Here is a 24,206-nt window from a genome sequence, read left to right as displayed (position 1 = left end):
GAGGTGGATCATGGATCTGCGACTGGCAGGCAGGCGGGCACTGGTCACCGGCGGCAACTCAGGGCTGGGCGAGGCGATCGCCCGGGGGCTGGCCGCCGAAGGGGTCGACGTGGTCGTGCACGGCCGCGACGAGGCGCGGGCCAGCAAGGTCGCCGACCTCATCCGTGCGGAGGGCGGCCGGGCCGACGTCGCGGTCGGCGACCTGGCCGACGACGCCGGAGCCGACGCCGTGGCCACGGCCGCGCTGTCCGGCGGCCCCGTCGACATCCTGGTCAACAACGCCGGCATGTACGACCACATCAGCTGGAGCCAGGCCACCCCGGCCGACTGGGCGCGCCTGTACGAGGTCAACGTCATCTCCGGGGTGCGGATGATCCAACGGCTCGTCCCCGCGATGCGCGAGCGCGGCTGGGGACGCGTGATCCAGATCGGCGGCGGCCTGGCCGTGCAGCCCACCGCCGACCAGCCCCACTACACGGCGACTCTCGCCGCACGGCACAACCTGGCGGTGTCGCTGGCCCGCGAGCTGTCCGGCAGCGGCGTCACCTCCAACACCGTCGCCCCCGGCGCGATCATGGTCGACGGCGTACGCGACCTGATGCTGAAGGTCGCGCCGAGCAGGGGCTGGACCGGCGACCCGGCCGAGATCGAGCGGGCGGCGGCGCGGGCCTGGGTGCCCAACGACACGGGCCGCTTCGGCCTGCCCGAGGAGATCGCCTCCGCCGTGGCGTACCTGGCCAGCCCGCTGGCCGCGTACATCAGCGGCGCGACCCTGCGCGTGGACGGCGGCACCGTCCGCAACGTCCAGTGACCTGACCCGCTCGGGCGCTACGACGTGCGGATCGCCGCGATAAGCCCGGTGACCAGGTTCGCTCGCTGCGGCATCGCGTCGATCAGCAGGTACTCGTGGTCGGCGTGCGCGCCGCCACCGACCGCACCGAGCCCGTCGAGGGTCGGCACACCCAGCGCGGCCGTGAAGTTGCCGTCGCTGCCCCCGCCGACGGACCTGCCCTCCACACCCGGCATCAGCCGCTGGGCCAGCGCGAACAGCTCCGCCGACGCGGACTCGGGCATCGGCGGCCGGTCGACGCCCCCGGCGACGGCGACCGTCGCGCCGGGCAGCCGCGGGGCGAGGGCCGCGAACGCGGCCGTGACCCGGTCGGCCTCGGCCGGCGTCTCGACCCGCACGTCGACGACGATCCTCGCCTCGGCGGGCACGACGTTGTCGGTGGTGCCCGCCGAGGCGACGGTCGGGGTGACGGTCGTGCCGAGGTCCGGCCGGCCGATCGCGGCGATCGCGAGCACCTGGTGCGCGGCCTCGACCAGGGCGTTGACGCCCGACTCGGGTTCCAGGCCCGCGTGCGCGGCCCGCCCGGTGACCGTGACCCGGAACGTGCCGCAGCCCTTGCGGCCGGTCTTGAGGCCGCCGCCGTCGGCCGCGCCTTCCAGGACCAGCACCGCGCCACAGGCCAGCGCCCGCTGCTCGATGAGCGCCCGGGAACTGCCGGAGCCGACCTCCTCGTCGGCACTCACCAGGATCTCCACCCCGGTCCGGTCGGGCAGCGCCGCGACGCCGTGGATGGCCTGCACCAGGCCGCCGAGCATGTCGAAGACCCCTGGCCCGGTGGCACGCCCGTCGCGGACCTGGAACGGACGCCGCCGCAGCGTGCCGATCGGGAACACGGTGTCGTGGTGGCCGAGGAGCAGCACCCGCGGGTCGCCGCCGCCGCTCCAGTGCACGTGCGGGCCCGCTGCGCTGTCGACGAGCACGGCCCGGCCGCCGAGCCGGTGCTCGATCACGACGGCGAGCGTCTTGGCCGAGGCGGTCAGGGCCTCGTGGTCGCGCGAGGGAGACTCCACCTCGACGAGGGTCCTGAGATCGTCGATCATCGCGTCGAGGTCCACGCGGGTGCTCCTGGTTCTGTACTGGGGTAGACGGCAGTATCCGCCTGCGTGTGTCAGGCGGATACTGCCATCTGCCCGTCAGCGCACCGCGTCAGGAGGGTCGAGCCGTGATCGTGAGCCGACGCGCCTGACGACCCGCCGACCGCTGATCAGTCTGCGACCCTGATCGGGTCCCCGGTGTTGGAGATGAACACCACCAGCAATTTCGCCGGTTCGGTGGCGCTGGTGTTCTCGGTGAGCACGTGGTGGGCGCCCGGCGGCTCGACCCAGTTCTGGCCCGCGCTGTACGTCTGCACCGGCTGGCCCTCGAGCTGGCTGCGCACCGCACCGTTCAGGACGTACGCGTACACGAACGCCTGGCCGTGGCGGTGCGGGACCGCTCGTGAGCCGGGCGGGAAGTCCACGATCGCCGAGGTGAACGTCTTGCCCGGCACATTCGCAAGGGCCTGCTCGACCAGGACCGTCACGGTCTCCTGCGGCGGTTCCTCCCGCTGCACGGCGGCGGTCGGCACCCGGTCCGCAGGACGTTGCGCCGTGGTCGTCCAGCCGACGGCCCCGGCCGCCAAACCGACGGCGAGCACGGCCCCCGACACGCGCATTCCGATCATGACTGATCCTCCTCAGCCCTCGGTGATCGACTCCCTCCGCCGGACCGATGGACACACGCCGTCGTGCAAGCCGGTCCAGTCGCATTGTCCTGCTTCGGTGCACCGATCACCTCGCGGAACAGGTAATCCGTGACAGACTGGCCCGCGCCGTCAGCCGTCCAGCCCGTGTCTCGCGGCCACCGCACGGGCCTGCGGCAACCTTCGCGGCCCGTGTTTCAGCAGGTCCCGGGCATGGCCGCGAAAACCCCAGCGGGCGGCCACGTCGGCGGCCTCCCAGAACAGCCGGTCGGGCACCGACCACGGCAGGCCGCCGACCCAGCGGTCGACGATGCCGGCCCGGGTCCGGGTGGACTCCAGCAGGGCGAACGCCCGGCCGGTGAGGACGTTCGCGACGCCGTCCACGGTCGCGGGCACCGCGTCGTAGGACACCAAAAGGACGCGCTCGCCTGACAGGACATCATGAAGGGCCACGCCTGGCGTGACCGCTTCGACAGGATCCACCGTGCCGATCTCCACGACGCCGACGGCGACGACGACGGTGCCTTCGCCGTGCTCGCCGGCACCGAAGCCGTCGCGCAGCTCCACCGTCTGGACGAGACGATCGTCGGGCAGGACCCGGTAGAACAGTGTGTCGCGCCGGTCGGGACCGCCGCGCCGCCCGGTGAACCTGTGGTCGGCCAGAATGGCGGCCACGCCGTCGGCCAGGGCGCTCATCGCCGCCGGTGGCAGCCGCCGGTCGCGGGGCGTGCGCGGAACGCGGTTGATCGCCAGCAGCGCGCGAATCGCCGCGGCGTGCACGTCCGGCAGCGACAGCACGCTGCGCACCAGCACTGCCTCCCGGTCCACGTGGTGTGCGCCGTCGATGCCGGGCTGGTCGGCCAGCTCGTCTTCCAGTCCGTCGGCGGCGACGTCGGCGTACGACCACACCGTGTCGTCGAGACTGACGGCCGTGTTCCACCCGTCCTCGTCGACGGGCTCGACCTCGGCGACGCTGACGATCCAGCGCAGGTCTTCCGCATCGAGTCCGGCGTCGTCCTGCGGGTGCCGGGGGAGAGGGCGGGCGTCGGCGATGGCTTCGGCCGCCGGATCGTCGCAGCTGGGCGCCAGCCGTGCCGGTCGAAGTGTCCTCCGCCGACGGGTCAGCAGGACATTCAGGACCGCCCAGATGACGACGCCGACGGCGAGCAGGAGCCTCGGCACGACGAGGAGCCTCCACAGCAGCCGGGCGCGCACTCCGACAGGGTGGCGAACTCCGCCGCCCGCCGCAAGCGCTAGGCGGCGGGGTAGCCCAGCCGTTCGGCGAGGTCGCCGTACCGCGCCCGGAAAGCCTTGCGGTGGCGCTCGTCGAAGTGGTTGCGCCAGTCGCCGGGCACGCCCTTGCGGTAGTGGTTCATCTCGTCGACCTCGCCCGGCCTGCGCTCCGAGTCCGACAGCCGGGTGAACGTGTAGTGCTCCACCGCGAGCCGCGCGAACGAGCGCGGCAGCCGGTCCAGGGCGAACGCGGGCAGCGCGCGGCGCAGCCTGGCCCTGCCCGGCTCGGCCCGCAACACGCCCAGCCGCCACCGGACAGCGGCGGTGCGGACCAGCTCGCCGACCACGTTCGGCGGCACCAGCAGCCGGTAGTGGTCGAAGATCTGCGTCCAGGTCGCCACCTGCTCGCTGATCTGGTCCTCCATCCGCAGTTCCAGGACCTCGGGCTGGTGGTAGTCCCAGGTGTCCATGTGGTCGAGGAAGTACCCGCTGAACTCGATCTCCGCCAGCAGGCCGTCCGGGACGTCCAGGTCCAGCAGCCGCTTGCGGTGGTCGATGAGCTCGTGCCAGGTCACCCCGAGCGCGTGTACGCCGTGGGTGTTGCGGTGGCTGAAGTAGCCCGACACCACGATGTCGCGCGGGTCGCGGATGACGTTGACGGTGCGCCGCTCCGGCAGGGTCTCGTAGTCCCGCTGCGCGATGTTGGTCAGCGAAAGCAGGTCGACCCGTTCCTGCCGGACGAGTTCGGCCAGCGAGCCGTAGGGCGCCCACTGTTCGGGTGCGATGACGGTGAACATGTTCAAGCCGAGCAGGCCGCAGGCCTCCCGCAGGATGGCACGCGACCAGCTGGACGCCGCCTTGTGACGGCCGGAGTAGACAAGCAGCACGCGACCTCCAGAGCCGTCTGCGACGCGCGCCGACAGCGCCGTCGGCCACCGGGCATCGAGGGTGATCGAGACGTAATCTTGCAACATTGTTAACAGACGGGCAAGCGATCACCCCGAAGTGCCTGGCGGCGGTGGTGGTCCGGTCTGCTCCGCGCGGCTCAGTTGCGGGCGGCGTACAGGTACACCGTGTTCACGAGATAGCCGACTCCGCCGCGAGCGATCAGTGAAAGCACCAGGCTGAGGGACGCGATGACCAGGGCGGCTGTGCCGCGCCTCGTCCGGGCGGGCTGCGCGGCGGCGATTTCGGCCATGGCCGACAGGGTACGGTCCGCGCGCCCGTTCGGTTGCCCTGTCTAATCCGGCCAAAAACTACCAATCATGTCGCTAATGTCGAAATTGACTGATCAGGTAGTTACGGTCGATTACGGGAGGAACTGCATGAAACGTCGGTGTGTCGCGCGGCTGGCGCTGGTGGCAGGACTACTGGCCGTAGTGGTCCTCGGGTCGGCGATGGCCCCGGCGGCCGAGCCGGGCGGGAGCCGTGCCGGTGACCGCGGCGACGGGGGCGGATACGGGCCCACGCCACCCCCGACACCGCCACCACCGGGGACGCCGACGCAGGAGGCCTGGGCGTGGACCCAGCTGATCCCGGGCGGCGCCCAGGTCCGGGTCGCCACCCCCGCGACCACCTGCCCGATCCTGGTCGTCACCACCGGCGCCCAGGCGGTACGGCACCAGATGGTCCTCGAAAGCACCGTCGCCCTCTACCCGACCACCGCCACCGTCTGCACCCGGCGGGTCGCCGCCACCGCCACCGCCGCCCGCATCGACACGGCGACCAGCCCCGTCCCGTTACGGCCGAACACGAACGGCGCCGTACCGCTGCCGAACTGGACCCAGCCCGGCTCGCCGACCAGCCGGCCGGCGAACGTCGCCCTGATCGGCGACACCGGATGCCGCATCCCCGCTGCCGGCACGCCACAGGCCTGCACGCCGCAGGGCTGGCCGTTCCAGCGCGTGGCGACCAACGCCGCGGACGAGCCGGCACCGCCGAACCTCGTCGTGCACCTGGGCGACTACATCTACCGGTCCCGCCCCGGACCGACGCCGTCGCCGTTCTGCGGCGGACCGGGCACCAGCCCGAGCATGCACACCTGGGGCTGCCTCGTCGCCGACTTCTTCCAGCCGGCGGCACGGCTGCTGGCGCAGGCGCCATTCGTGTTCGTGCGCGGCAATCACGAGACCTGCGGCCGCTCGGGCGAGATCTGGTTCCGCTACCTGGCCCCCACGCCGAGCCTGACGGCGTGCGGCGCGCCGAACCCGGAGGACTTCAGCCGCCCGGTACGCATCGACGCGGGCACCCTTGGCCTGCTGCTCATGGACACCTCCTGCGCCTCCGACGAGGCGAACCCGCCGTCCTGCGCCCTGGCCCAGCGGGCCGCCCGGTACACCGCGCAGTTCAACGAGGTGAACAACAGCCTCGTGCGGGACGGCGACAACTTCCTGCTCAGCCATACGCCCATCTGGGCGGTGCGCGGGCAGACCGCGGCCGGCAACCCGGTATGGATCGACGAGATCCTGTCCGACGCCGTCGCGGCGACCAGCCTCGGCATCCTCGACCGGCGGATCGACCTGGTCCTGGCCGGCCACATCCACCTGTACCAGATGCTCACCTTCGAGACGAGCGCGCAGTTCCACCGCCCGCCGGTGGTGACGGTCGGCGCGTCGGGCACCGAGCTGGACCCGAAGACGTGGCAGGACAGCGCCCTGATCGGCAGGCTCCTCGACGGTGTCGCCATCGGTGAGCTGATCACGGTGGACCGGTTCGGCTACGGCGTGCTGCGCGACACCGGCGCGACGTGGAACCTGCGGTTCTTCAACCAGTTCGGCACCCGGGTGCCGGGCACGAACTGCAACCTCGTCGGCGCCAGGTTCCCCAACTGCCTGTGACGGCGTGGCGCTTCAGCCCGGTCCGGGCCGCAGGCTCGGGTTGTTCAGCATGTCGGTCGCCACCATGACGCGGCGGGGATCGCGGAGATGGACCCGCACGGGCACCACGATGCCCGGTCGGATACGGTCCCAGCGCGTGCGGTGGTACGGCTGGCGGGAGTCGCCGGGTACGGCGCGCGGCCCGGCAGTTCGACGGTCATGGTCATCCGGAAGTAGCGCACGTCGTTGCTGTCCCACTGCGCAGTGGGCTTCACCTCGGTCACCAGGCCGCGGCCGTCCACTCCGTGCCGGAGGATGGCGTCGCGCCGGTCGCTCCAGCGGTTGAACAGGAAGAACACCGCCATCAGGACCACGCCCACGCCCACGAACGCGGGACCCACCCACCAGCGCTCGTCGTCGCGATCGAATACGGCGAACGCGACGAGCCCGATGCCGACGAACATCAGGCAGAACGCGTACTGGCCGATGCGGCGAAGCAACCGGAACATCCATACACTGTGGCGGCCACCGGCCGGCCGGGCCAGAGCCCGGGTGCGTCAGCTTTCCGATGGTGGCGTGCGGACCGGTCGGCAGCGCCGGATCGCGGCCATTCCGCCCTGGTCGGAGACCTGCCGTCGGTACCGTGAGCACATGACGACGGTGACGGCGAACGATGTGCGGGTGCTGGCGCGGTCCCGGGACACCGATCCCGTCCTGGCCGTGGTGGACGACGAGCTCGTGGTGATTCCCGAGGCCGAGGTCAGGGAACAGGACAGGGTGGTGTGCACCCAGCGGACACTGGTCCACGAGCTGGGCATCGAGGTGAGCGACATCGAGGCGCAGCTGTTCGCCGGGCGGCTGACGGCCCTTCTCGCCGAGTGACTCCCGCCCAGCCCGCCCCGACCGACTACGTCGCCAACCGGGCCCGCCTCGACGGCGCCCCCTTCCTGACGCAGGTGCGGATTCTCGGCAGCGCCAGCGGGCGGGCTGCGACGTCAGTAACGTTCCTGACATGGGTGTGGTGCCGCTCAAGGAGATCGTCGACCGGGCGATGAGCGAGCGATACGGCGTCGCCGCGATCAACATCGTCAACGACCTGACGCTGGAGAGCGTGCTGGCCGCCGCGGTCGAGCGGCGCTCGCCCGTCATCGTGCAGACCTCGGTGAAGACGGTGCGCTCCATCCGGTCCGACGTGCTGATCGCCATGTGGAAGGCGATGACGGCCGGCATCGAGGTCCCGGTCAGCCTGCATCTCGACCACTGCCCGGACCGGGCGGTGATCACCGAGTGCCTCGCCAAGGGCTGGAACTCGGTGCTGTTCGACGCTTCGCTCCTGCCGGTCGAGGAGAACCTGCGCCAGACCATCGAGGTGGTCGCCGAGGCCCGCGCGCGCGGCGCCCACGTCGAAGGGGAGATCGAAGCGATCAAGGGCGTCGAGGACGACGTCGGCTCCGACGAGGACTCCCGGCGGCAGTCGCTGGAGACCTCGGTCCGGTTCATCGAGACCTCCGGCGTCGACGTCTTCGCCCCGTCGATCGGCAACGCGCACGGCGTGTACTCGGCCGCCCCGCACCTCGACGGTCAGCGGGTCAGCGACATCGTCGCCGCGACCGGGGTGCCGATCGCGCTGCACGGCGGCACCGGGCTTACCGACGAGCAGTTCACCGACCTGATCTCGCGCGGCTGCGCGAAGGTGAACGTCTCCACCGCCCTCAAGGTCACCTACATGACCTCGAACCTGGCCTTCCTGCGCCAGGCCGAGGAAAAGAACAAGTGGGACCCGCCGTCGCTGTTCAAACACGTCGCGTCGGACGTCACCGCCATGGCGGCCGGCTACATCGACCGCTTCGGCAGCGCGGGGCGCGCGTGGTGACAGCGCTGATCTTCGACTGCGACGGTGTGCTGGCCGACACCGAACGCCACGGCCACCTGCCCGCGTTCAACCAGACGTTCGCCGAGTTCGGCCTGCCGGTGCGCTGGGACGAGCAGGAGTACGGCCGCAGACTCGCCATCGGCGGCGGCAAGGAACGCATGAGCAGCCTGCTGACGCCCGAGTTCGTCGCCGCGGCCGGCCTGCCCGAGGACCCGGCCGGGCAGGCCGAGGCCGTCGCCGCCTGGCACCGGCGCAAGACCGCGATCTACACCGCCATGGTCGCCGCCGGTGACCTGCCCGCCCGGCCCGGCATCGCCCGGATCGTCGAGCAGGCGCACGCCGCCAGCTGGCCGCTGGCCGTGGCGTCGACGTCGGCCGAGGCGTCCGTGCGGGCCGTGCTGGAACACGCCGTCGGCCCCGAGCGGGCCGGTGACTTCACCGTCCTGGCCGGAGACATCGTGCCGCGCAAGAAACCGGCCCCCGACATCTACCTGCTGGCACTCGACCGGCTCGGGCTGGCCCCGCACCAGGCCATCGTCATCGAGGACTCCCACAACGGCCTGGCCGCGGCGGTAGCGGCCGGGATCGCCTGCGTCGTCACGGTCAACGGCTACACCGCCGGCGAGGACTTCACCGGCGCGGCGTTCGTCGTGGACTCCCTCGGTGATCCCGGCGCCGACCCCGTCACGGTCCTGGCCAACCACAGTCCGGCCACACCCGGGCCCTACGTGACGCTGGCCGATCTCGCCGCAGTCCTGGGGGAAAGGGATCCGGCATGACCGACAACCCGCTGCCGGCGGTCGAGTTCACGGTACGCACCATCGCGCAGACCGCCGTCGCCAACGAGAAGTACTTCGGCGACCTCGACGCGGTCGTCGGCGACGGCGACTTCGGCTACTCGCTGGCCCGCGGCTTCGAAGCGGTCATCGCCGACTGGGACACCTTCGACCGCGCCGACACCGCCACCTTCCTGCGCAAGGTCGCCGTCGTCATCACCAGCCGCATCGGCGGCACCTCCGGACCGCTGTGGGGCACCGCGTTCCTGCGCGCGGCCGCCGCCGTCACCGGCAAGACCCGGCTCGGCGGCGACGACGTCGTCGCGATGCTGCGCGCCGCGGCGGAGGGCATCCAGGCCCGCGGCGGCGCCGGCCTGGGCGACAAGACCCTGCTCGACGCCCTCGTGCCCGCCACCGATGAGCTCGCCCGCCAGTTCGGCCAGGGCAGCGACCCGCATGCCGCCCTGCGGGCCGCGGCGACCGTGGCCCGCACCGCCGCCGACCAGACCGCCGGACTCCAGGCCCGCCGCGGCCGGGCCAGCTACACCGGCGAGCGCAGCATCGGCAGCGTCGACCCGGGAGCCACCGCCGTCGCCGTCATCTTCGAAGCACTCGCCGACACCTGGCACGACAGATTCTGAGAGCAGGGGAGTCCACCATGAAGAAGTTCGTCAACGACCCCCGCCAGTTCGTCCCCGAGATGCTCAAAGGCGTCGCCCTGGCCAACCCGGACACGCTGCGCTACGTGCCGGAGTACAACCTCATCATGCGGGCCGACGCCCCGCGCGCCGACAAGGTCTCGGTGCTGCAGGGCTCGGGCTCGGGCCACGAACCGGCCCACGTCATGATCGTCGGGAAGGGCATGCTCGACGCCGCCTGCCCCGGCGACGTCTTCGCCGCCCCGCCCATGGACTACGTCCTGGAGACCAGCAAGCTGCTCGCCTCGCCCAAGGGCGTGCTGCACATCGTGAACAACTACACCGGCGACCGGCTGGCCTTCGACATGGGCAAGGAGATGGCCGAAGCCGAAGGCATCCAGATCCAGACCCTGATGGTCGACGACGACGTCGCGGTGTCCGACTCGACGTTCACGATCGGCCGGCGTGGCGTGGCCGGCAACTTCTTCGTCATCAAGGTCGTCGGCGCAGCAGCCGAGGCCGGGGCCGACATCGACGAGCTGGTGCGCCTCGGCAACAAGGTCAACTCTGTCACCCGGACCATGGGCATGGCGCTGACGTCCTGCACACCCCCGGCGAAGGGCTCACCGCTGTTCGAACTCGGCGCCGACGAGATGGAGATCGGCGTCGGCATCCACGGCGAACCTGGCCGCCGCCGCGAGAAGCTGGCCAACGCCGACACGATCATCGACGAGCTGCTCGACGCCGTCGTGTCCGACCTGCCCTACGAGCGCGGCGACGACGTCGCCCTCATGATCAACGGCCTGGGCGGTACGCCGATCGGGGAGCTGTACCTGCTCTACGGCCGCGCCCACGAACAGCTCCAGGCGCGCGGCATCAACGTCCGGCGCAACTATGTCGGTGAGTACTGCACGTCCCTGGACATGGCCGGTGCCTCGCTCACCCTTGTCAAGCTCGACGACGAGATCGTGCGCGGGCTGACCGCTCCCGCCGAGGTCGCCATCCGGACCTTCTGACCGGCGCGGGGCGTCGTTCAGCCGCCGGTGTACTCCGGATCGTCTGGCCCTTCCGCCGGTTCGATCGGGTGCGGGGTGCGTCCGCGCTGCTCGCGAATCTCGGCTTCGTCGTCCTCGCGGACGATCTCCGGCTCTTCTGGGGTCTGGCTCATCGCGGCCTCCTCGCTCGGGCAACGCAGACGTACCCCTGACCTGCGATTTTCAGTCATCGCCGGCCGGTCGACGGCGCGGTGGTAAAAGCCCATGCCGCTCGACGGCGGGCAGTGTACGGCCGCCGACCGACACTCCTGGGAAGTGACCGGCGTCACGATTGCGAGGTCGGGGATCGGGTATGGGCCGGAAGACTCCGCGGCCCCGCGTCGTGCCGCGGCGGCCATGGCAGGGTGGGATGGACGACCTGTCGCAACGCTTCCCGGCACTGCGCGGCTACACCCCGCTCCAGCGCGAGGCGACCGAATTCGACCTCGGCCAGATCGTCGAGTTCCTGTGCGCGGGGCTGTTCGTCGACGACCCCGAGCTGTTCACGACGTTCCTGGACTGGCTGCGCGTCGTGCTGGCCACCCGCGGCGTCCCGGCATCGACCGTGGACCTCGTGCTCGACGTGTACGAGCAGCAGCTCTACGACTTTCCCAGGGCCGGGGCGCACCTGGCGGCGGGGCGCGGACGCCAGGCGCTCGCGGCTTCGCCGGCCGGCGGTGAAGGCAGGGGATAGTCTGGTCCGGTGAGTGATGATCTAGGGCCGACTCACCGCCTGGCGACCTACGGAAGCCTCGCGCCGGGCCAGCCGAACCATCATCACCTGCACGGCCTTGACGGCCGCTGGTTCCCGGGTCACGTGCACGGCCGGCTCGTGGACGCCGGATGGGGCAGCGCCCTCGGGTTCCCCGGGCTTGCCGTCGACCCCGACGGCGGGCGCGTCGGTGTCCATGTGTTCGAGTCCCGCGACCTGCCCGCTCATTGGACGAGGCTGGACGAATTCGAAGGTCCGCAGTACGAGCGAGTCGTCGCCCCAGTGCACACGCCGGGCGGACCGGTCGACGCGTGCATCTACGTGGTGAAGGCCTCACCAGCCGGGACGTGAGATCCGGCCGCGAAGGGGCGCGGCTGCCGCCGCGCAGGACGCCCGTGGCTCAGCGGGCCGGCGGAGATCGCGGACATGGTTCGTAGGTTTGCTCGCCCGCCTGATCGGTGAGTTGGTAGGTGTCACCGGCCGGTCCGGTTCGGTGACCTCTGCCACGGAAGGACCCTGTCATGGCGAAGTTTTTGACCATCGGATACGGCGACGAGGCCGGATACGACCGTACCGCTGCGGAGCTGCGCGCTCGGGCGCATGCCCACGATGCCCGGCTGCGGGACGCCGGTGCCGAGTCGGGGATCGCCGGCTCGCCTGTGCAGGTGAGAAATCATGACGCCGCCGGGGTGGTGGTCGAGAAGGGCCCGTTCATGTCGGCCTCGCTTCCGGTGGCCGGGTTCGCCCTCATCGAGGCTGCCTCGATCGAGGAGGCGATCGAAGCCGTGTCCGCGACTCCGTGCGCGATCGCGCACGGAGTCGTCGAGGTGTGGCCGTTGGACGAGTCGGCGTAGGCCGCCGCTAACGACTGGTGGTGATCACGACACCCGGCGTCGCCCAGGGCGCGAGCACGTCCACGACCTGCCGGACCACGCCGTCCGGCCTCAGGTGGACGTGAAGCCGTCCGTCGGCTCGCCGCATCGGCTCGCTGGCCTGGAGAAGCAGCCGCCAGGCACGGCAGCTGATGAAGTCGAGCCCGGTCAGATCCAGGTGCACGTCACGGGTCCCGGCGGTGATGGCGTCGGCGAGTGCCGCGACCACCAGGTGCTCGTTGGACAGATCCGCCTCGCCGCGCACGCGTACGGTCCCTGTCGTGACGGTGACTTCCAGCGGCGCGGCCGGCGGTGTCGACCGGCGCTCGTGTTCGGCATCGATGTACACGGCTCCCCTCCCGGCGAACCGTCGACCCCCGGGAAGGCGGATGGGTCCCGCTTCAGGGCTGCTGCGGCGGGGCTGCCAGCCGGCTCTGCAGGATCGCGATCATGGCGTTGGCGGCGGCCAGCCGATACTCCAGGTCGACGATGCGCACGACGGCGTCGAGTCGCAGGCCTTCGTCGGCCAGGACCCGCGCGCGATCGGCGCGTTCGAGGTCGTCGCGGCTGTAGCGGCGGTGACCGCCACCGGAGCGGTGGGAGGCGAACAGGCCTGCGGTCTCCACGGCGCGCAGGAACGCGGGAGTCACGCCGATCGCCTCCGCCGCCGTGCCCATCGCGTAGGCGGGGAAGTCGGCGTCACCCAGTGCCGCCGCGAGCCGCTTCGGTGTCTGCTCGGCCACAGTCGCCTCCATGGTGGGTCCGGTGCCCGGGTCGGCGCGCCAGGTCGGCGCCGCCCGGGCTCGCGGACCGGGTTGATCAGGTGTGCGCGCCCGCGCTCACCTGGCGGCGTTCGGTACGGCTGTCGCCACCCTCGACGGTGATCATCCGCTGGCCGGCGGTGGTGCCGAGGGTCTTCTGGTCCCCGTGGGAGACCTCGATGCGGCGCGGCTTGGCGCGCTCGGCCACGGGGATCGTCAGGGTAAGCACCCCGTCGCGGTATTCGGCGCTGATCGCCTCGACGTCGAGGCCGTCGCCCAGCACGAGCTGGCGGCTGTAGCTGCCGGAGGGCAGCTCCGAAACGAGGTAGGCGGCGTCCTCGGGGTCGCGGCGGCGGCGCTCACCGCGCACGGTCAGAGTGTTGTTCTCCGCGGACACGTCGAGGCTGTCGACGTCGATGCCGGGCATGTCGAACCGTACGACGAACGTGTCGCCGGTGCGCAGGCAGTCCATCGGCATCAGCGCGGGCGTGCGGGCCGCGCCGAACACCTCACCGGCGAGCCGGTCGAGGTCGCGGAACGGATCGAACCGCATGATCATGATCAACACACCTCCGTAAGGATATCGGCCGCAAGTTGTCTCTTGCGCGCTCAGCAGAAATTCTATACCTGCCACGTTAGATTTCAAGCCTCAACCAATAAAGACTTCCCGGCTCGGTCAAGCTCCACCAACCGGCTCGGCGACCGGCATGCCAGTGCCCCCGGAGCAACTGCCGACCCCATACGGCGTGCCGCTCGCAGGCCTGGTGCGCACCTGTCCATCCGGGAAGGTCAGGCTCAGGTCAGGCGCTCCGTACGGCAGGAATCTTCTCGCCCCGCACAGCCGCGTATCGTGCCAGCGGCACCGCTCGCGCTCACACCGGCGACGGCTCCCGCGCGGCGCGGACCATGCGGATCTCCCGCACCCCGTCTTCGACCAGGGCCGTCCCGTCGGCGACGAAGCCGTGCCTGCGGTAGAACGCCTGCGCGCGAGGATTCGGATCGGCGACCCACAGCGCCGCCGACTCTGCCGGGTCGATCACCGCCCGCAACAGTGCCGGCCCGACACCCGTGCCGTGGTCGGCTGCGTACACGTAAAGCACATACAGCTGCCTCTGCCACCCTGCCGCAACGTCCAGCGGCGGGCCTGACATCGCGATCCCGATCAACCCGCCGTCCCGCTCGGCCACAGCCGACCGGTTCCCGCGGTACCGCTCATCGGTCAACGCGGCAGTCCAAAACCGCTCCCGAAGAGTCGGGAAACCCGGATCATCAAGGACCGCATCCGACATGAGTCCCCGATACGTCTCCTGCCAGCACCGCACATGCACGCGCGCCATCTGGGCGACGTCCTCGACCTGGGCCGGCCGGACAGTCGGTGGGGAACCCATCGCCGCATCGTAGGCCGCGCCCGGATGGCCGTCGAACCGGATTCGCGGCGACCGCAAGGCCGCGGGACTGTCTAAATCCGGATCCTGGCCTGCTCGATGTGGTGCACGATCGCGTGAGCACCGTGCGCGCCGGCGATGGCGTCCGCCTCGTCGAGAATCGCCAGCGCGTCCGTGCGGCGGTCCTGCGCGGCGGCGATGTAGGCCAGCCCGATCATGTTGGAAGCCACGCCCGGCAGCGCCCCCACCTCGCGCCGCAGCCGGGACGACTCCTCCAGCCGCTCGCGCGCCTCGTCCAGCCGGCCGGCCGCGTGCGCCGCGATGCCCAGGTGCCGCAGCGCCTCCGCCCGGGTCGGCGTGTCGCCGGTCTGCGCCGCCAGCCGGCCGGCCCGCTCGAGGTACGGCACCGCGGTCTCGTCGTCACGCCGGATGAACTGGTGGACGCAACCGATCCAGAACAACGCCTCGGCCTCGCCCCGCAGGTCGCCCAGTGCCCGGTACAGCTCGAACGCGCGCTCGAACAACGGCAGTTCCGCCGGATCCTCGGCGGCGTCGACGGCCGCGCTCTGGAACCGCGCATGCAGGATCAGCCCACGCGCCAACGCGGTATCGGCCTCGACCGCGTCCAGGCCCCGTTCGGCCTCGCCCAGCGCGCCGGTATCGCCTCCGAACACCGCCCGCGCATAGACCTCTCTGGCCCGTTCGATCCGATCGTCGATGCTCATTCCCGCCCCCGCTTCGATTCCCCACTACCTGTGGAATCCGGCAGTCTAATCGGGACAGTGTGTCGTCGTCTGTATCAGTCGCGACAGCAGCCGCCTCTTCCGGTCTGCCGGCATCTTGCAGGCATTCGCTCCTGCCGGCTCGGTCAGCCCTGGCCGAGCCGGTCCAACTCCTCGAAGATCGTCAACTGCAGTCCGGCCGGGCCCTCCAGGCGGGCGTTGAGCGAATCCCACGGTGTGCGCACCGGCTCCGCGATCACCTGCGCCCCGTTCCCGGCCAGCACGGCGGTTACGGCGGTGGCGTCGTCGACCTGCAACGCGACCCGGATGTGCCCGGCCACCCGGCGGCCCACCTCGACCTCGTCGACGTACGCGGCATGCGGCGGGTCGGCCAGCTCCAGAGTCGCACGCCCCGCGTCCAGGATGGTGACCCGCCCACCCGGAGACGAGAACGCGCCCAACTCGCCCATGCCGAGCACGTCGCGGTAGAACCGCAGCGCCTCGTCGTAGTCGGGTGCCGTGACGACCAGTCGCAACTCGCGGACCACAGGTGACCTCCCTTGTTCGTGACTGTCCATGGCAACCCGGCAAGCGGTGAGCTTATGCCGCGACCGGCGTCGAATCTGCTCGCCGGACGGCGTCGCGGCGTTTACCGTGCCGCCATGGAGATCCGCGACTGCACCGCCGAGGACATCGACCGTCTGGAGGAGTGGCAGCCCACGGGGCGCGACCGCGCGCACGGCACCCGCTTCGCCCGGCATGCCGCCGGGACCAGCTCGTTCCTGGTGGCCTGGTCGGCCGACAGCCCACTCGGCTCCTGCGAGGTGTTGTGGAACGGCCCCAAGGAACCCGCCGTACAGGCCGCGTTCGACTGCCCTGAGATCAACGGTCTGCAGGTATGGCCGCCGAGCCGCCAGGGCCGCGGCATCGGCACGGCGCTGGTCGCCGAGGCGGAGGACCGGGCCCGCCGCCGCGGCGTCGTGCTGATCGGTCTCGGCGTCGCCGATGACAACCCGCGGGCCGCAGCCCTCTACCTTCGGCTGGGCTACGCGGTCACCGACTGCCGCTATGTGGATCGCTGGCACTACCTGGACGACGCCGGCGTCCGCCACGACCAGGCCGATCCCTGCGTGTGGCTGGTCAAGCCGCTGTAGTCCACCGCTGCCTCTTGTCCGACCAGGTCGGGCCATGTGAGGTGACCGCGATCGGCGCGTCTAGCACCTCGCCGACGTCGCCGAGTCGGGTGTAGACCGGCGTGGCGGTGTTCAGCATCTGGGTGAGCTTCTCCTGGTACGCGAGGTCGCCGCGCTCGCCGGGCACGATCCGGTCCAGTTGCCCGTACGACAGGCACACCTTCAGTTCGTGGCGTTCGGCCGCGTCCTGGTGGGTGACGGCGAGGGCGTCGACGCCACCGCAGACCTCGACGGCGTAGCGGTGGGCGACGGCGTCGAAGTGGCCCGCCCGCCACGCGCCCTGCCACGGCCCGTGGCCGTTGTGCCGTTCCGGCAGCGCCGCCGTGAGCCGCGCGTCCTCGGTGACCAGAGGCCCGGCGCCGTGGCGGGTCGTGTAGGTGCGCACGACCCCGAGGCGCGTCGCGTCGTCGTCGCCGTTTTCGGCCAGCAGCGTCTCGGCGTTGTCGAAGGTGGTCGTGGACCAGGTGGTGTACGGGTGCCAGCCGCGCCACTCGTCCAGCAGTACACCCTGGCCTCCTTCGAAGACGCACGGGCCGGACAGCGCCTGCCGCGACGACGGCACCAGCCGGACCGCGGCCCCGAACCACCGGAACGCCTCGGCGACGGCGGCGACCGGCGGCGCGTCGAGGGGGCCGAGTTCGGCGGTCAACGCGTCCCGGACCGCGCCGAGCTTGCGCACCAGCGCGGCCGGGGATCCGGTGTCGCCGGCGCGGACGGCCAGGTCGGGGTGGGCCAGCGCGAACGCGGCGGTCTCGCCGACGCCCATGCCGCAGGACCCGTGCCGGTCGTCGCCGCGTGCGGCCTCCCTGGCCCGGTTGGCGGCCCGGTGCCACGGTGTCGTCAGCAGTGCCTCGCGGTCGACGGTGAGCAGCTCGAACGGTGCCGCCACGCCCAGCTCGGCCAGGTGTGCGGCTTCGGCGGCCAGGGCGAGGGGGTCGACCATCATGAACCGGGACAGGTGGGTCCGGACCCCGTGCAGGGTGCCGGACCCGAACTGGGCGAAGGTGTGGTGACGCCCGTCGGGCGTCACCACGTTGTGGGCGGCCTGCGCGCCCCCGTTGAACCGGATCACGGTGCTCACCGGCCGGGTCGCGCAGAGCCAGTCCACGATGGTGCCCTTGCCGGCGTCGCCGTAGCCGAGGTCGACGACGATGACGTGGCGGGGCGTGTTCACAGCCGGGTCACCGGCGCGGTCCGGCCGCCGAAACCGGCGGGCAGCGCCGAGCGCACCAGTGCGCCGCGGGTGCTGCCGAGCGGGGCGAGCGCCTTGCCGACGCTCGGGCCGGCCGCCGACCCGGCATCGGCGAGGTCGGTCAGTCCGGAGTCCAGGTCGGTGGTGTCCTCGCCGAGTCCGACGGTGAGGGCGATGGTCTCGCAGACGGCGTCGAGGTCGTCGAGTTCGATGACGTTCTGGCCGAGCAGTTTGCGCCAGAAGCCGAGGATCTCGGCGTCGCCGGTGTAGCTGGCCTGCGCGGGCATGATGAAGTACACGTCGTAGCTGCGGCGCAGTTCGGCGACGATCGCCTCGGTGCTGATCGGTTCGGCGATCGGGTCGCCGATGACGCGGCGCACCTCGTCGGGCTTGACCTTCTGGTACGCCATCTCGTCGCCGATGATGAACAGGTATCCGCGGCGGCCGCGGGCGACGGCGTCGAGGTCGGTGTGCCGGGCCATGAAGTACATGGCCAGCTCGTAGGACTCCCTGCGCTGGCCGCCTCCGCCGCCTTCGAGCAGGATCCGGCCGAGGTCGTCGTCGGTGCGGTTGTCGGACTCGAACTGCCCGATCTGCAGCGGCGCCCGGTCGCAGGTGGCGTCACCGATCGCGCCGAACAGGATCTGCGGGTCGGTGCAGTAGCCCTTGCGGATCAGCAGACCGAACAGTTCCGGCAGTTTCGTCTGCAGCACGCGCGGCACGGAGCCCATCGACCCGGTGACGTCGAACAGGATCGCGATCGGCGTCGACCGCGGGTGCTGGTCGCTGTCGCGGCTTTCGCGGACCCTGACGCCGTGCGGGTCGAGGGCGTCGTGCACGGTGCGCGCGCCGGAGTCGCTGTAGGCGAAGGCGCTCGTGCCGGTCGCCGCGCGGTAGCCGGCGGCGGCGGCGTAGACGTCGGTGGACCATCGTCCGCTTCCCATGAGCTGCTCCTTAGAGGGTGAAGGGCCGGAAGGTGCGGGGCCCGTAGAGCGCCGCGAGCAGCTCGTCGAGTTCGGCGAGCAGCCGCCACGCGTCGTGCGGGCGCGCTTTCGGGTCGGGCAGGGTGCAGCCGCGGGCGAACCGGGCCAGGGCCGGAGGTGTCCGCTCGCCCATGAGCCAGGTCATGCACCGGGTGGCGAGGTGGATGTCGGTCGCCTCGCTCGCGGGGCGCTTGCCGACCACCTCCGGCGGGTAGAGGTCGAGGTACTCGGCGGCCAGCGCGGGCACCGTCTGGCCGGGTTCGGTGACGCTGTAGCACCAGTCGACCAGCACGAGGCCGTGCTCGTCCGGGTGGATCAGCACGTGGTCGGGGACGACCGCGCCGTGGACGACACCGGCGCGGTGGGCGTAGCCGACGGCGACGAGCAGCCGCCGCCACATCCAGGCCGCGTCGCGCGGGTCGACGCCGTCGGGGTAGGACTGCTTCACCCGGGCGAGGTTCACGAAGCCGTCCTGGTGGGCGAGGATCGAGGCGGCGCGCTGCGTGCCGCCGTCGGGGTCGCGGTGGGTGAACGATTCGATCAGCTCCGGGGCGTACCCGCGGTGGCGTGCCTCGCCGTGACTGCGCAGCCGGGTCAGGGCGCGTGCCTCCCGGCCCATCAGGTCGCTGTCGGCCGGGTGCCGGGGCAGCTTCAGCAGTGCCGTGCCGCCGTCGACGGTGTACAGGTCGGCGATGTCGCCCGCGTACGCCAGTGGCCCGACGCGGTAGGAGCCGCGGCGGGTGGCCATGGTCGTGCCGTCGCGGTGCGCGGCCCACAGGCCCGCCAGGCGGGCGAACGCGTGCGTCGCGGTCGCGGTCGAGCCGGCCGGCGCGGCGTCCGGGTGCAGGATCTTGGCGAGCGTCCGGTACGCGTGCCCGCCGTCGCCGCCGGTGAACAGGTCGGCGGGGGAGCGAGCCGCCAGCACGCGGGTGACCGCGTCGTCGAAGCCGCTCATCGCCGTTCCTCTGCCGACGGTCGCAGCAGCGCCGGGTGCAGGATGCGGGCGTCGCCCGCCCGGAAGAGCTTTGCCCGGGGGCCGCCGCGCTCGCCGCCGCGCTGGGTCGTCGCGCCGGTGTCCTCGACGAAGCCCGGCACGGACAGCACCTTGCGGTGGAAGTTGCCGGCGTGCGGCTCCTCGCCCCAGACCGCCGTGTAGACGCCGCGCAGCTGCGCGATCGTGAACTCGTCGCCGACGAACGCGGTCGCCAGCGGCGTGTACTCGATTTTGGCGCGGGCGCGTTCGAGTCCGGCGGCCAGGATCGTGTCGTGGTCGAACGCGAGGCCGGTCGCGGCGGCGACCGGGACCCAGCGGGCGGCGGCGGCGTCACCGCCGACGGTCGGTTCGGGCAGGCGCGGCGCGAAGGCCAGATAGGCGACCGACATCACCCGCATGCGCGGGTCGCGGCCCGGGTCGCCGAACGTGGCGAGCTGTTCCAGGTGTACGCGGGGGAGGATGCCGGTCTCCTCGGCGAGTTCGCGCAGTGCCGCCTCGTCGAGGGTCTCCTCGCGGACGAAGCCTCCCGGCAGGGCGAGGCGGCCAGTGTAGGGCTGCTCGCCGCGCTCGACCAGCAGCACGTGCAGCACGCCGTCGCGGATGGTCAGCGTGACGACGTCGACGGTGACCGCGACCGCCGGGTAGGCCCGCGGGTCGTAGCCGTCGAGGAATTCGCGCTCGGAGACCATCGCATGTCCTTCTCGAATCGAGATTAACTCTAACTGAGAAGAACTGTAGAGCCGGGTCCGTCCACTGTCAACGCCAGGACGTCAGCTATCGGCAGCGGCCGACGTGCACATCAAGCCGTTGCCCGCGCGGGTCGGTATCGCAGAGCGGCCGCCCCAGACCGGAACTCGTGGCGATCCACGAGTTCGAGCTGGATGCGCTCGCGCAGACCGGCGAGCAGCGTCGGCCCGTGTCCAGCAAGGACCGGCTGCACCACGAACACGTACTCGTCGATCAGTCCCAGATCCGCCAACGCCAGGGGAAGCGTCACGCCACCGACGAACAGGCCTTCGCCCGGCTCCTGCTTGAGTCGCTGAACCGCCTGCCCCAAGTCGCCTCGCAGCAGCTCGGCATTCCAATCGACCCCGCTCGCCTTGCTCGACACGACGTACTTCTTCGCCTGGTCGATGGCCTCGGCGAACGGGACCTGCCACGCACCCATCCAGTCGGGCCAGGTGCCCGTGGCCGGCCGCCGCCACGCCGATTCCATCATCTCGTAGGTCACCCGGCCGAACAGCAGGGCATCGGCTCGTGCCATCTCCGCGGTCCAGAAGCGCATCGACTCCTCGTCGGGGGCGAGCCCTGCCTCGTGATGGCAGCAGCCGTCGAGCGTGACGTTGATCGAGTATCGAAGCGTTCTCATCTCGTGGCTCTCCCTCGATGCGCGCAGCGCGTTTCGCCGGACCGTCCTCAGGCTACTGTCGGCACCGGCTCTGATCGTCGACGCGCGGCCCGCCCGGCCGCGCCTCGTTCGGCTGGACGCCTAGACGGGCTGTGGGGTGGGCGCTGCCGCGACGGCACCGGCCGCGCGAGTCTCGTGCATCATCAGCAGGCCGTTGACCGCCATGAGCGTCGCGGTCAGGCCGTGGACGCCGAGCGCGGTGGCCGCTGAGCCGTGGTGGGCCAGCACGTTGGCCATGTCGCCGTACGCGGCGACGCCGCCGCCCCGCGGGCCGCGCTGATGGATAGCGTCACTGATTACCTGCGTTTGCCTGAGGAAATCAGGCGTTTCGGGCGGTGGCGTGACCGTGTCGTTCGGGGTGACGACCTTGCGCTGTACGACGGAGAAGTAGATCTCCACCTGGTTCAGCCAGCTGGCGTGCAGCGGGGTATGCACGATCGCGGCAGTGGGCCACGCGGCGGCCATGCGGTCGGCGGACGCCTGCCCGCGGTGGGAGGAGCCGTTGTCGACGATCCAGAACACCCTGCGTGCCGAGGCGTAGGGTTCGCGGGTCATGACCTGCTCGACCAGCCGCGCGAACGGGGCCAGGCCGGTTGTGGGCTCGCAGCGGCCGTAGACCTTCCTGCGGTGCACGTCCAACGCGGCCAGGTAGGCCAGCGCTTCGCCGCGGTCGTACTCGTGCTCGACGCGCATCAGCCGAGACCAGCCCGGTGGCAGGGTCGGATGACAACGGCAACGGGCCTGGATCGACGTCTTTTCATCTGCGCTGATCACGAACTCGTCGTCGCTCAACTGCCTGTTCTGCCATGTCCGGGCATACAGGTCGAGCACGGCCCCGGCCTTGGCGGCGAAGTCCGGATCGCGCGGGAAGATCCAGGACCGGTACCGCCAGGGCTTGATCGCATCCGCGGCCAGCCAACGGGCGAACGTCGAAGCGGAGATGTCGGCGACGATCCCGGCAGTGACCGCCTCATCGGCCAACTCGTCGGCGCTCCAGCGTGACAGCGGCACCCCGTGATCGGCCGGAAGCTCACACGCTAGCGCTTTGACCTGCGCCTGCTGCACCGGGGTGAACTTGGACGGTCGGCCGGGCCGGTCTGCGTCGGCCAGTCCCCGCAACCGCAGCGCCCAGAACCGTCGCCGCCACTTGCGCACCGTGCCCACGTGCACCGCCTGACGCGCGGCGATCGCCGTGTTCGTCGCGCCGCCCGCGGCGGCCAGCACGATCCGCGCCCGCACCACCAGCCGATGCGCGCTGGTGGGCCTTCGAGCCAACGCCACCAGGGCGGCATGTTCCTCAGAATCCAGGACGATCGGGTACGGGCTCGTCGGGGGCATCGACATGTTCTGCCACTGCGCGCACACCGCCGCGCCCCACCGACACGCCGCACCAGGAGCGGCACTATGACAGCCGTGGCCAAAACACCGCCGCCATCAGGTGTCGTATTCGCCGCTGTCCCACGGCTCGGAAAAGGCCATGTAGTCGCCCGGCTCCATAGTTACTTGCCAGGTGTCATCCTCGTCTTCGGGCTCCTGAGGGATGAGGCCGAACTCCACCCCGAAACGCTCGACACAGAACGGTGCCACCTCGATCCGCTCGAAGCTGACTTCGCCCAGGCCAGCCAGCCGCGCATCGTAAACCCTGCGCCGGGCGGTCTCGTCCATGGTGTCCCGACTGCCGAACTCGTCGACCTGCGCTTCAAGCAGGCCACCGGCCGTGTCGAAGAGATACAGCGCAACGAACTCATTGCCCTCAGGCCCTGGCACGAAGGGCGTCGTGAGCAGAAACTGCCGACCGTCCGAGGTCCTACCGACGTGCTCGGCGTGGTAGTCGTCATGATCTATCGCGATGATCTTCGGTGCGTGGGGGCGCATCTGCACACCGTAGCGATCAGAGGCGGCGGATCGGAGCCTGGAAAGCGGGCTTCGAGGGCCATACAGCCTTCATACTATGAGCTGATCCAGGACGATCGGGTACGGGCCCGTCGGGGGCATCGACATGTTCTGCCACCCCGCACACCGCCGCGCCTCACCGACACGCCGCACCGGGTGCGGCACTATGGCAGCCGTGGCCAAAACCCCGCCCGAGTCGACCAAGATCTCACTGCACAACCGGTTGGCCGAACACGCCCGCACCCACTGGCCAGCCCTGACCACCGTCGACGTGCGCTACCACGGCGTGTTCGCCTACGTCGGCGGCCGTCTCGGTGACGGCACCACCCCGCCGCTGGTCAGGCTGCGTTACGGCGGCTACGCCAACATGTGGGGCTTCGCGATCTACCTCGCCGGCAAGGACGGCTACGAAGACTCGTACCTGCCCAGCGGCCACACCGCCGGCACGGCCGAAGAAGCACTCGACTGCGCCTGCGGTCTCTACCTCGACAACTCGGTCACCTAACGACCCCCGACGAATTAACGCCGAGCAGCACTAAGGCAGGTCGATCAGGGCCACGGTCGTCGCGCCCTGCGGCTGCAGCACCGTGTCCGTCGCGCGGTCCACGAGCGCGGAGTCCGGTGTGTGCATAGGGTGCCCGTGCACGGTCGCGGATCCGCGTACCACGACGATCGCGGCCGGGCCGGTGACGGTCAGCGGTTCGGTGACGTCGATGACGCGGACCGATCCCCGATCGCCTGCCCGCACGATGAGGTTGAGGTCGGTGATCGGCCCACCCGGCAGCGAGCAGCTGGTCTGGGCGCCGCCGTCGAACTCGAACGGCTCCAGCGGTCCGACGTCGTGCCCGGCGCCGTCAACGGTCAAGCGCATGCCCGCGCCGGTGAGGACCGTGATCACGCGCCGGTAGCCCGGGAAGGCCGAGAACGGTCCGTCCACGACGACGTCGGCGATGCTCAGCCGCCACCGGAACTCTTCGGCGCCAGCGGGTTGGACGAAGATCTCCCGAGTGATTCCGCCGCCGTTGCGCCACGCGACGGCGATACGGTCGACGGCCGGCAGCAGCGTCACGCCCATGACGCGCAGCCTATGCCCTTTGGCGCGCGAATGCGGCGAATCGCATCGGTGTTCAGCCGCGGATATGCTCGTGTTGCAGCAGACGCTTTCCGGGCGCTCCGGGCGACATTCTTCA

The 24,206-nt window shown here is 71.1% G+C and carries 33 protein-coding genes; 12 read left to right on the top strand and 21 right to left on the bottom strand.

Annotation, left to right across the window (positions count from 1 at the left end; genetic code table 11):
- Positions 1-10 precede the first annotated feature (10 nt).
- The gene (locus AB0B35_RS29305) at positions 11-811 is read left to right on the top strand and encodes an SDR family NAD(P)-dependent oxidoreductase (RefSeq protein WP_361051212.1); all 801 of its coding nucleotides are present in this window, start codon (positions 11-13) and stop codon (positions 809-811) included.
- A gap of 17 nt (positions 812-828) precedes the next feature.
- Here AB0B35_RS29305 and AB0B35_RS29300 read toward each other — a convergent pair whose 3' ends face one another.
- From AB0B35_RS29300 to AB0B35_RS29280, 5 genes are all read right to left on the bottom strand, one after another.
- Positions 829-1,905 (bottom strand): M20 family metallopeptidase, encoded by a 1,077-nt coding sequence (locus AB0B35_RS29300; RefSeq protein WP_361051209.1) that lies wholly within the window; start codon positions 1,903-1,905, stop codon positions 829-831.
- Between the two features lie 149 nt (positions 1,906-2,054).
- Positions 2,055-2,513, bottom strand: a complete 459-nt coding sequence (locus tag AB0B35_RS29295) for a cupin domain-containing protein (protein ID WP_361051206.1) — start codon at positions 2,511-2,513, stop codon at positions 2,055-2,057.
- 150 nt (positions 2,514-2,663) lie between these two features.
- Positions 2,664-3,713: a hypothetical protein gene (locus tag AB0B35_RS29290; RefSeq protein WP_361051203.1), complete on the bottom strand. Its 1,050-nt coding sequence runs from the start codon at positions 3,711-3,713 to the stop codon at positions 2,664-2,666.
- 71 nt (positions 3,714-3,784) lie between these two features.
- On the bottom strand, positions 3,785-4,651 hold the full coding sequence (locus tag AB0B35_RS29285; RefSeq protein WP_361051200.1) for a sulfotransferase domain-containing protein: 867 nt from the start codon (positions 4,649-4,651) through the stop codon (positions 3,785-3,787).
- A 158-nt stretch (positions 4,652-4,809) separates the two neighbouring features.
- On the bottom strand, positions 4,810-4,962 hold the full coding sequence (locus AB0B35_RS29280) for a hypothetical protein (RefSeq protein ID WP_361051197.1): 153 nt from the start codon (positions 4,960-4,962) through the stop codon (positions 4,810-4,812).
- 127 nt (positions 4,963-5,089) lie between these two features.
- Here AB0B35_RS29280 and AB0B35_RS29275 point away from each other — a divergent pair, with 127 nt between their 5' ends.
- Positions 5,090-6,601, top strand: coding sequence for a metallophosphoesterase (locus AB0B35_RS29275; RefSeq protein WP_361051195.1), 1,512 nt, complete (start codon positions 5,090-5,092; stop codon positions 6,599-6,601).
- Between the two features lie 44 nt (positions 6,602-6,645).
- Here AB0B35_RS29275 and AB0B35_RS29270 read toward each other — a convergent pair whose 3' ends face one another.
- Positions 6,646-7,089: a hypothetical protein gene (locus AB0B35_RS29270; RefSeq protein ID WP_361051192.1), complete on the bottom strand. Its 444-nt coding sequence runs from the start codon at positions 7,087-7,089 to the stop codon at positions 6,646-6,648.
- 142 nt (positions 7,090-7,231) lie between these two features.
- On the opposite strand from AB0B35_RS29270, the gene AB0B35_RS29265 reads away from it, so the two are divergent.
- The 5 genes from AB0B35_RS29265 (at position 7,232) to dhaK (ending at position 10,883) form a co-directional block, all read left to right on the top strand.
- Positions 7,232-7,462, top strand: a complete 231-nt coding sequence (locus AB0B35_RS29265) for a hypothetical protein (RefSeq protein ID WP_361051189.1) — start codon at positions 7,232-7,234, stop codon at positions 7,460-7,462.
- 130 nt (positions 7,463-7,592) lie between these two features.
- Positions 7,593-8,453, top strand: a complete 861-nt coding sequence (locus AB0B35_RS29260; protein WP_361051186.1) for a class II fructose-bisphosphate aldolase — start codon at positions 7,593-7,595, stop codon at positions 8,451-8,453.
- Positions 8,450-9,232, top strand: a complete 783-nt coding sequence (locus tag AB0B35_RS29255; protein ID WP_361051183.1) for an HAD-IA family hydrolase — start codon at positions 8,450-8,452, stop codon at positions 9,230-9,232. The genes AB0B35_RS29260 and AB0B35_RS29255 overlap by 4 nt, the downstream gene beginning before the upstream one ends.
- Positions 9,229-9,870 (top strand): dihydroxyacetone kinase subunit DhaL, encoded by a 642-nt coding sequence (gene dhaL, locus AB0B35_RS29250; RefSeq protein WP_361051180.1) that lies wholly within the window; start codon positions 9,229-9,231, stop codon positions 9,868-9,870. Before AB0B35_RS29255 ends, dhaL begins: the two co-directional genes overlap by 4 nt.
- A 17-nt stretch (positions 9,871-9,887) precedes the next feature.
- Positions 9,888-10,883: a dihydroxyacetone kinase subunit DhaK gene (gene dhaK / locus AB0B35_RS29245; protein WP_361051177.1), complete on the top strand. Its 996-nt coding sequence runs from the start codon at positions 9,888-9,890 to the stop codon at positions 10,881-10,883.
- 17 nt (positions 10,884-10,900) lie between these two features.
- Here dhaK and AB0B35_RS29240 read toward each other — a convergent pair whose 3' ends face one another.
- A complete protein-coding gene (locus tag AB0B35_RS29240) occupies positions 10,901-11,035 on the bottom strand; it encodes a hypothetical protein (protein ID WP_275412025.1) in 135 nt (44 codons plus the stop codon).
- 236 nt (positions 11,036-11,271) lie between these two features.
- Here AB0B35_RS29240 and AB0B35_RS29235 point away from each other — a divergent pair, with 236 nt between their 5' ends.
- The 3 genes from AB0B35_RS29235 to AB0B35_RS29225 all read left to right on the top strand — a co-directional run bounded on the left by AB0B35_RS29235 (position 11,272) and on the right by AB0B35_RS29225 (position 12,467).
- Positions 11,272-11,595, top strand: a complete 324-nt coding sequence (locus AB0B35_RS29235) for a hypothetical protein (protein ID WP_361051174.1) — start codon at positions 11,272-11,274, stop codon at positions 11,593-11,595.
- Between the two features lie 9 nt (positions 11,596-11,604).
- Positions 11,605-11,964: a gamma-glutamylcyclotransferase family protein gene (locus tag AB0B35_RS29230; protein ID WP_361051171.1), complete on the top strand. Its 360-nt coding sequence runs from the start codon at positions 11,605-11,607 to the stop codon at positions 11,962-11,964.
- Positions 11,965-12,134: 170 nt separating this feature from the next.
- Positions 12,135-12,467, top strand: a complete 333-nt coding sequence (locus AB0B35_RS29225; protein ID WP_360535757.1) for a hypothetical protein — start codon at positions 12,135-12,137, stop codon at positions 12,465-12,467.
- Between the two features lie 7 nt (positions 12,468-12,474).
- Here the strand turns inward: AB0B35_RS29225 and AB0B35_RS29220 are convergent, their stop codons facing one another.
- The 6 genes from AB0B35_RS29220 to AB0B35_RS29195 form a co-directional block, all read right to left on the bottom strand.
- On the bottom strand, positions 12,475-12,834 hold the full coding sequence (locus tag AB0B35_RS29220) for an STAS domain-containing protein (protein WP_361051168.1): 360 nt from the start codon (positions 12,832-12,834) through the stop codon (positions 12,475-12,477).
- Between the two features lie 52 nt (positions 12,835-12,886).
- Positions 12,887-13,228, bottom strand: coding sequence for a MerR family transcriptional regulator (locus tag AB0B35_RS29215; protein WP_361051165.1), 342 nt, complete (start codon positions 13,226-13,228; stop codon positions 12,887-12,889).
- A 76-nt stretch (positions 13,229-13,304) separates the two neighbouring features.
- Positions 13,305-13,805, bottom strand: coding sequence for an HSP20 family small heat-shock protein (locus AB0B35_RS29210; protein WP_361051162.1), 501 nt, complete (start codon positions 13,803-13,805; stop codon positions 13,305-13,307).
- 313 nt (positions 13,806-14,118) lie between these two features.
- The gene (locus tag AB0B35_RS29205) at positions 14,119-14,634 is read right to left on the bottom strand and encodes a GNAT family N-acetyltransferase (protein WP_361051159.1); all 516 of its coding nucleotides are present in this window, start codon (positions 14,632-14,634) and stop codon (positions 14,119-14,121) included.
- A gap of 71 nt (positions 14,635-14,705) precedes the next feature.
- Positions 14,706-15,356 carry a tetratricopeptide repeat protein gene (locus AB0B35_RS29200; protein WP_361051156.1) on the bottom strand — a complete coding sequence of 217 codons (651 nt, stop codon included), beginning with the start codon at positions 15,354-15,356 and terminating at the stop codon, positions 14,706-14,708.
- A gap of 143 nt (positions 15,357-15,499) precedes the next feature.
- Entirely contained in the window at positions 15,500-15,901 is a 402-nt protein-coding gene (locus AB0B35_RS29195) for a VOC family protein (RefSeq protein ID WP_361051153.1), read from the bottom strand.
- Between the two features lie 114 nt (positions 15,902-16,015).
- Between AB0B35_RS29195 and AB0B35_RS29190 the strand changes: the two genes are divergently transcribed.
- On the top strand, positions 16,016-16,507 hold the full coding sequence (locus AB0B35_RS29190; RefSeq protein WP_361051150.1) for a GNAT family N-acetyltransferase: 492 nt from the start codon (positions 16,016-16,018) through the stop codon (positions 16,505-16,507).
- On the opposite strand, the gene AB0B35_RS29185 is transcribed toward AB0B35_RS29190, so the two are convergent.
- From AB0B35_RS29185 to AB0B35_RS29155, 7 genes are all read right to left on the bottom strand, one after another.
- A complete protein-coding gene (locus AB0B35_RS29185) occupies positions 16,494-17,720 on the bottom strand; it encodes an adenylosuccinate synthetase (protein WP_361051147.1) in 1,227 nt (408 codons plus the stop codon). The genes AB0B35_RS29190 and AB0B35_RS29185 overlap by 14 nt on opposite strands.
- On the bottom strand, positions 17,717-18,682 hold the full coding sequence (locus AB0B35_RS29180) for a hypothetical protein (protein WP_361051144.1): 966 nt from the start codon (positions 18,680-18,682) through the stop codon (positions 17,717-17,719). Before AB0B35_RS29180 ends, AB0B35_RS29185 begins: the two co-directional genes overlap by 4 nt.
- 10 nt (positions 18,683-18,692) lie before the next feature.
- Positions 18,693-19,676: a molecular chaperone DnaJ gene (locus tag AB0B35_RS29175; protein ID WP_361051142.1), complete on the bottom strand. Its 984-nt coding sequence runs from the start codon at positions 19,674-19,676 to the stop codon at positions 18,693-18,695.
- Entirely contained in the window at positions 19,673-20,404 is a 732-nt protein-coding gene (locus AB0B35_RS29170) for an NUDIX domain-containing protein (RefSeq protein WP_361051139.1), read from the bottom strand. The genes AB0B35_RS29175 and AB0B35_RS29170 overlap by 4 nt, the downstream gene beginning before the upstream one ends.
- 110 nt (positions 20,405-20,514) lie before the next feature.
- Positions 20,515-21,084 carry a dihydrofolate reductase family protein gene (locus tag AB0B35_RS29165; protein ID WP_361051136.1) on the bottom strand — a complete coding sequence of 190 codons (570 nt, stop codon included), beginning with the start codon at positions 21,082-21,084 and terminating at the stop codon, positions 20,515-20,517.
- Between the two features lie 120 nt (positions 21,085-21,204).
- On the bottom strand, positions 21,205-22,461 hold the full coding sequence (locus tag AB0B35_RS29160; RefSeq protein ID WP_361051133.1) for an IS630 family transposase: 1,257 nt from the start codon (positions 22,459-22,461) through the stop codon (positions 21,205-21,207).
- 96 nt (positions 22,462-22,557) lie between these two features.
- Positions 22,558-22,998 (bottom strand): hypothetical protein, encoded by a 441-nt coding sequence (locus AB0B35_RS29155; protein WP_361051130.1) that lies wholly within the window; start codon positions 22,996-22,998, stop codon positions 22,558-22,560.
- A 193-nt stretch (positions 22,999-23,191) separates the two neighbouring features.
- Between AB0B35_RS29155 and AB0B35_RS29150 the strand changes: the two genes are divergently transcribed.
- On the top strand, positions 23,192-23,521 hold the full coding sequence (locus AB0B35_RS29150) for a hypothetical protein (protein ID WP_361051127.1): 330 nt from the start codon (positions 23,192-23,194) through the stop codon (positions 23,519-23,521).
- Between the two features lie 30 nt (positions 23,522-23,551).
- On the opposite strand, the gene AB0B35_RS29145 is transcribed toward AB0B35_RS29150, so the two are convergent.
- A complete protein-coding gene (locus tag AB0B35_RS29145) occupies positions 23,552-24,091 on the bottom strand; it encodes a HutD family protein (RefSeq protein WP_361051124.1) in 540 nt (179 codons plus the stop codon).
- Positions 24,092-24,206 lie beyond the last annotated feature (115 nt).

The organism is Catellatospora sp. NPDC049133, assembly GCF_040648455.1.
Taxonomy (GTDB): domain Bacteria; phylum Actinomycetota; class Actinomycetes; order Mycobacteriales; family Micromonosporaceae; genus Catellatospora; species Catellatospora aurea.
Note: the sequence above shows the minus strand (reverse complement) of the source record. Positions and strands in the feature narration are given on the sequence as shown.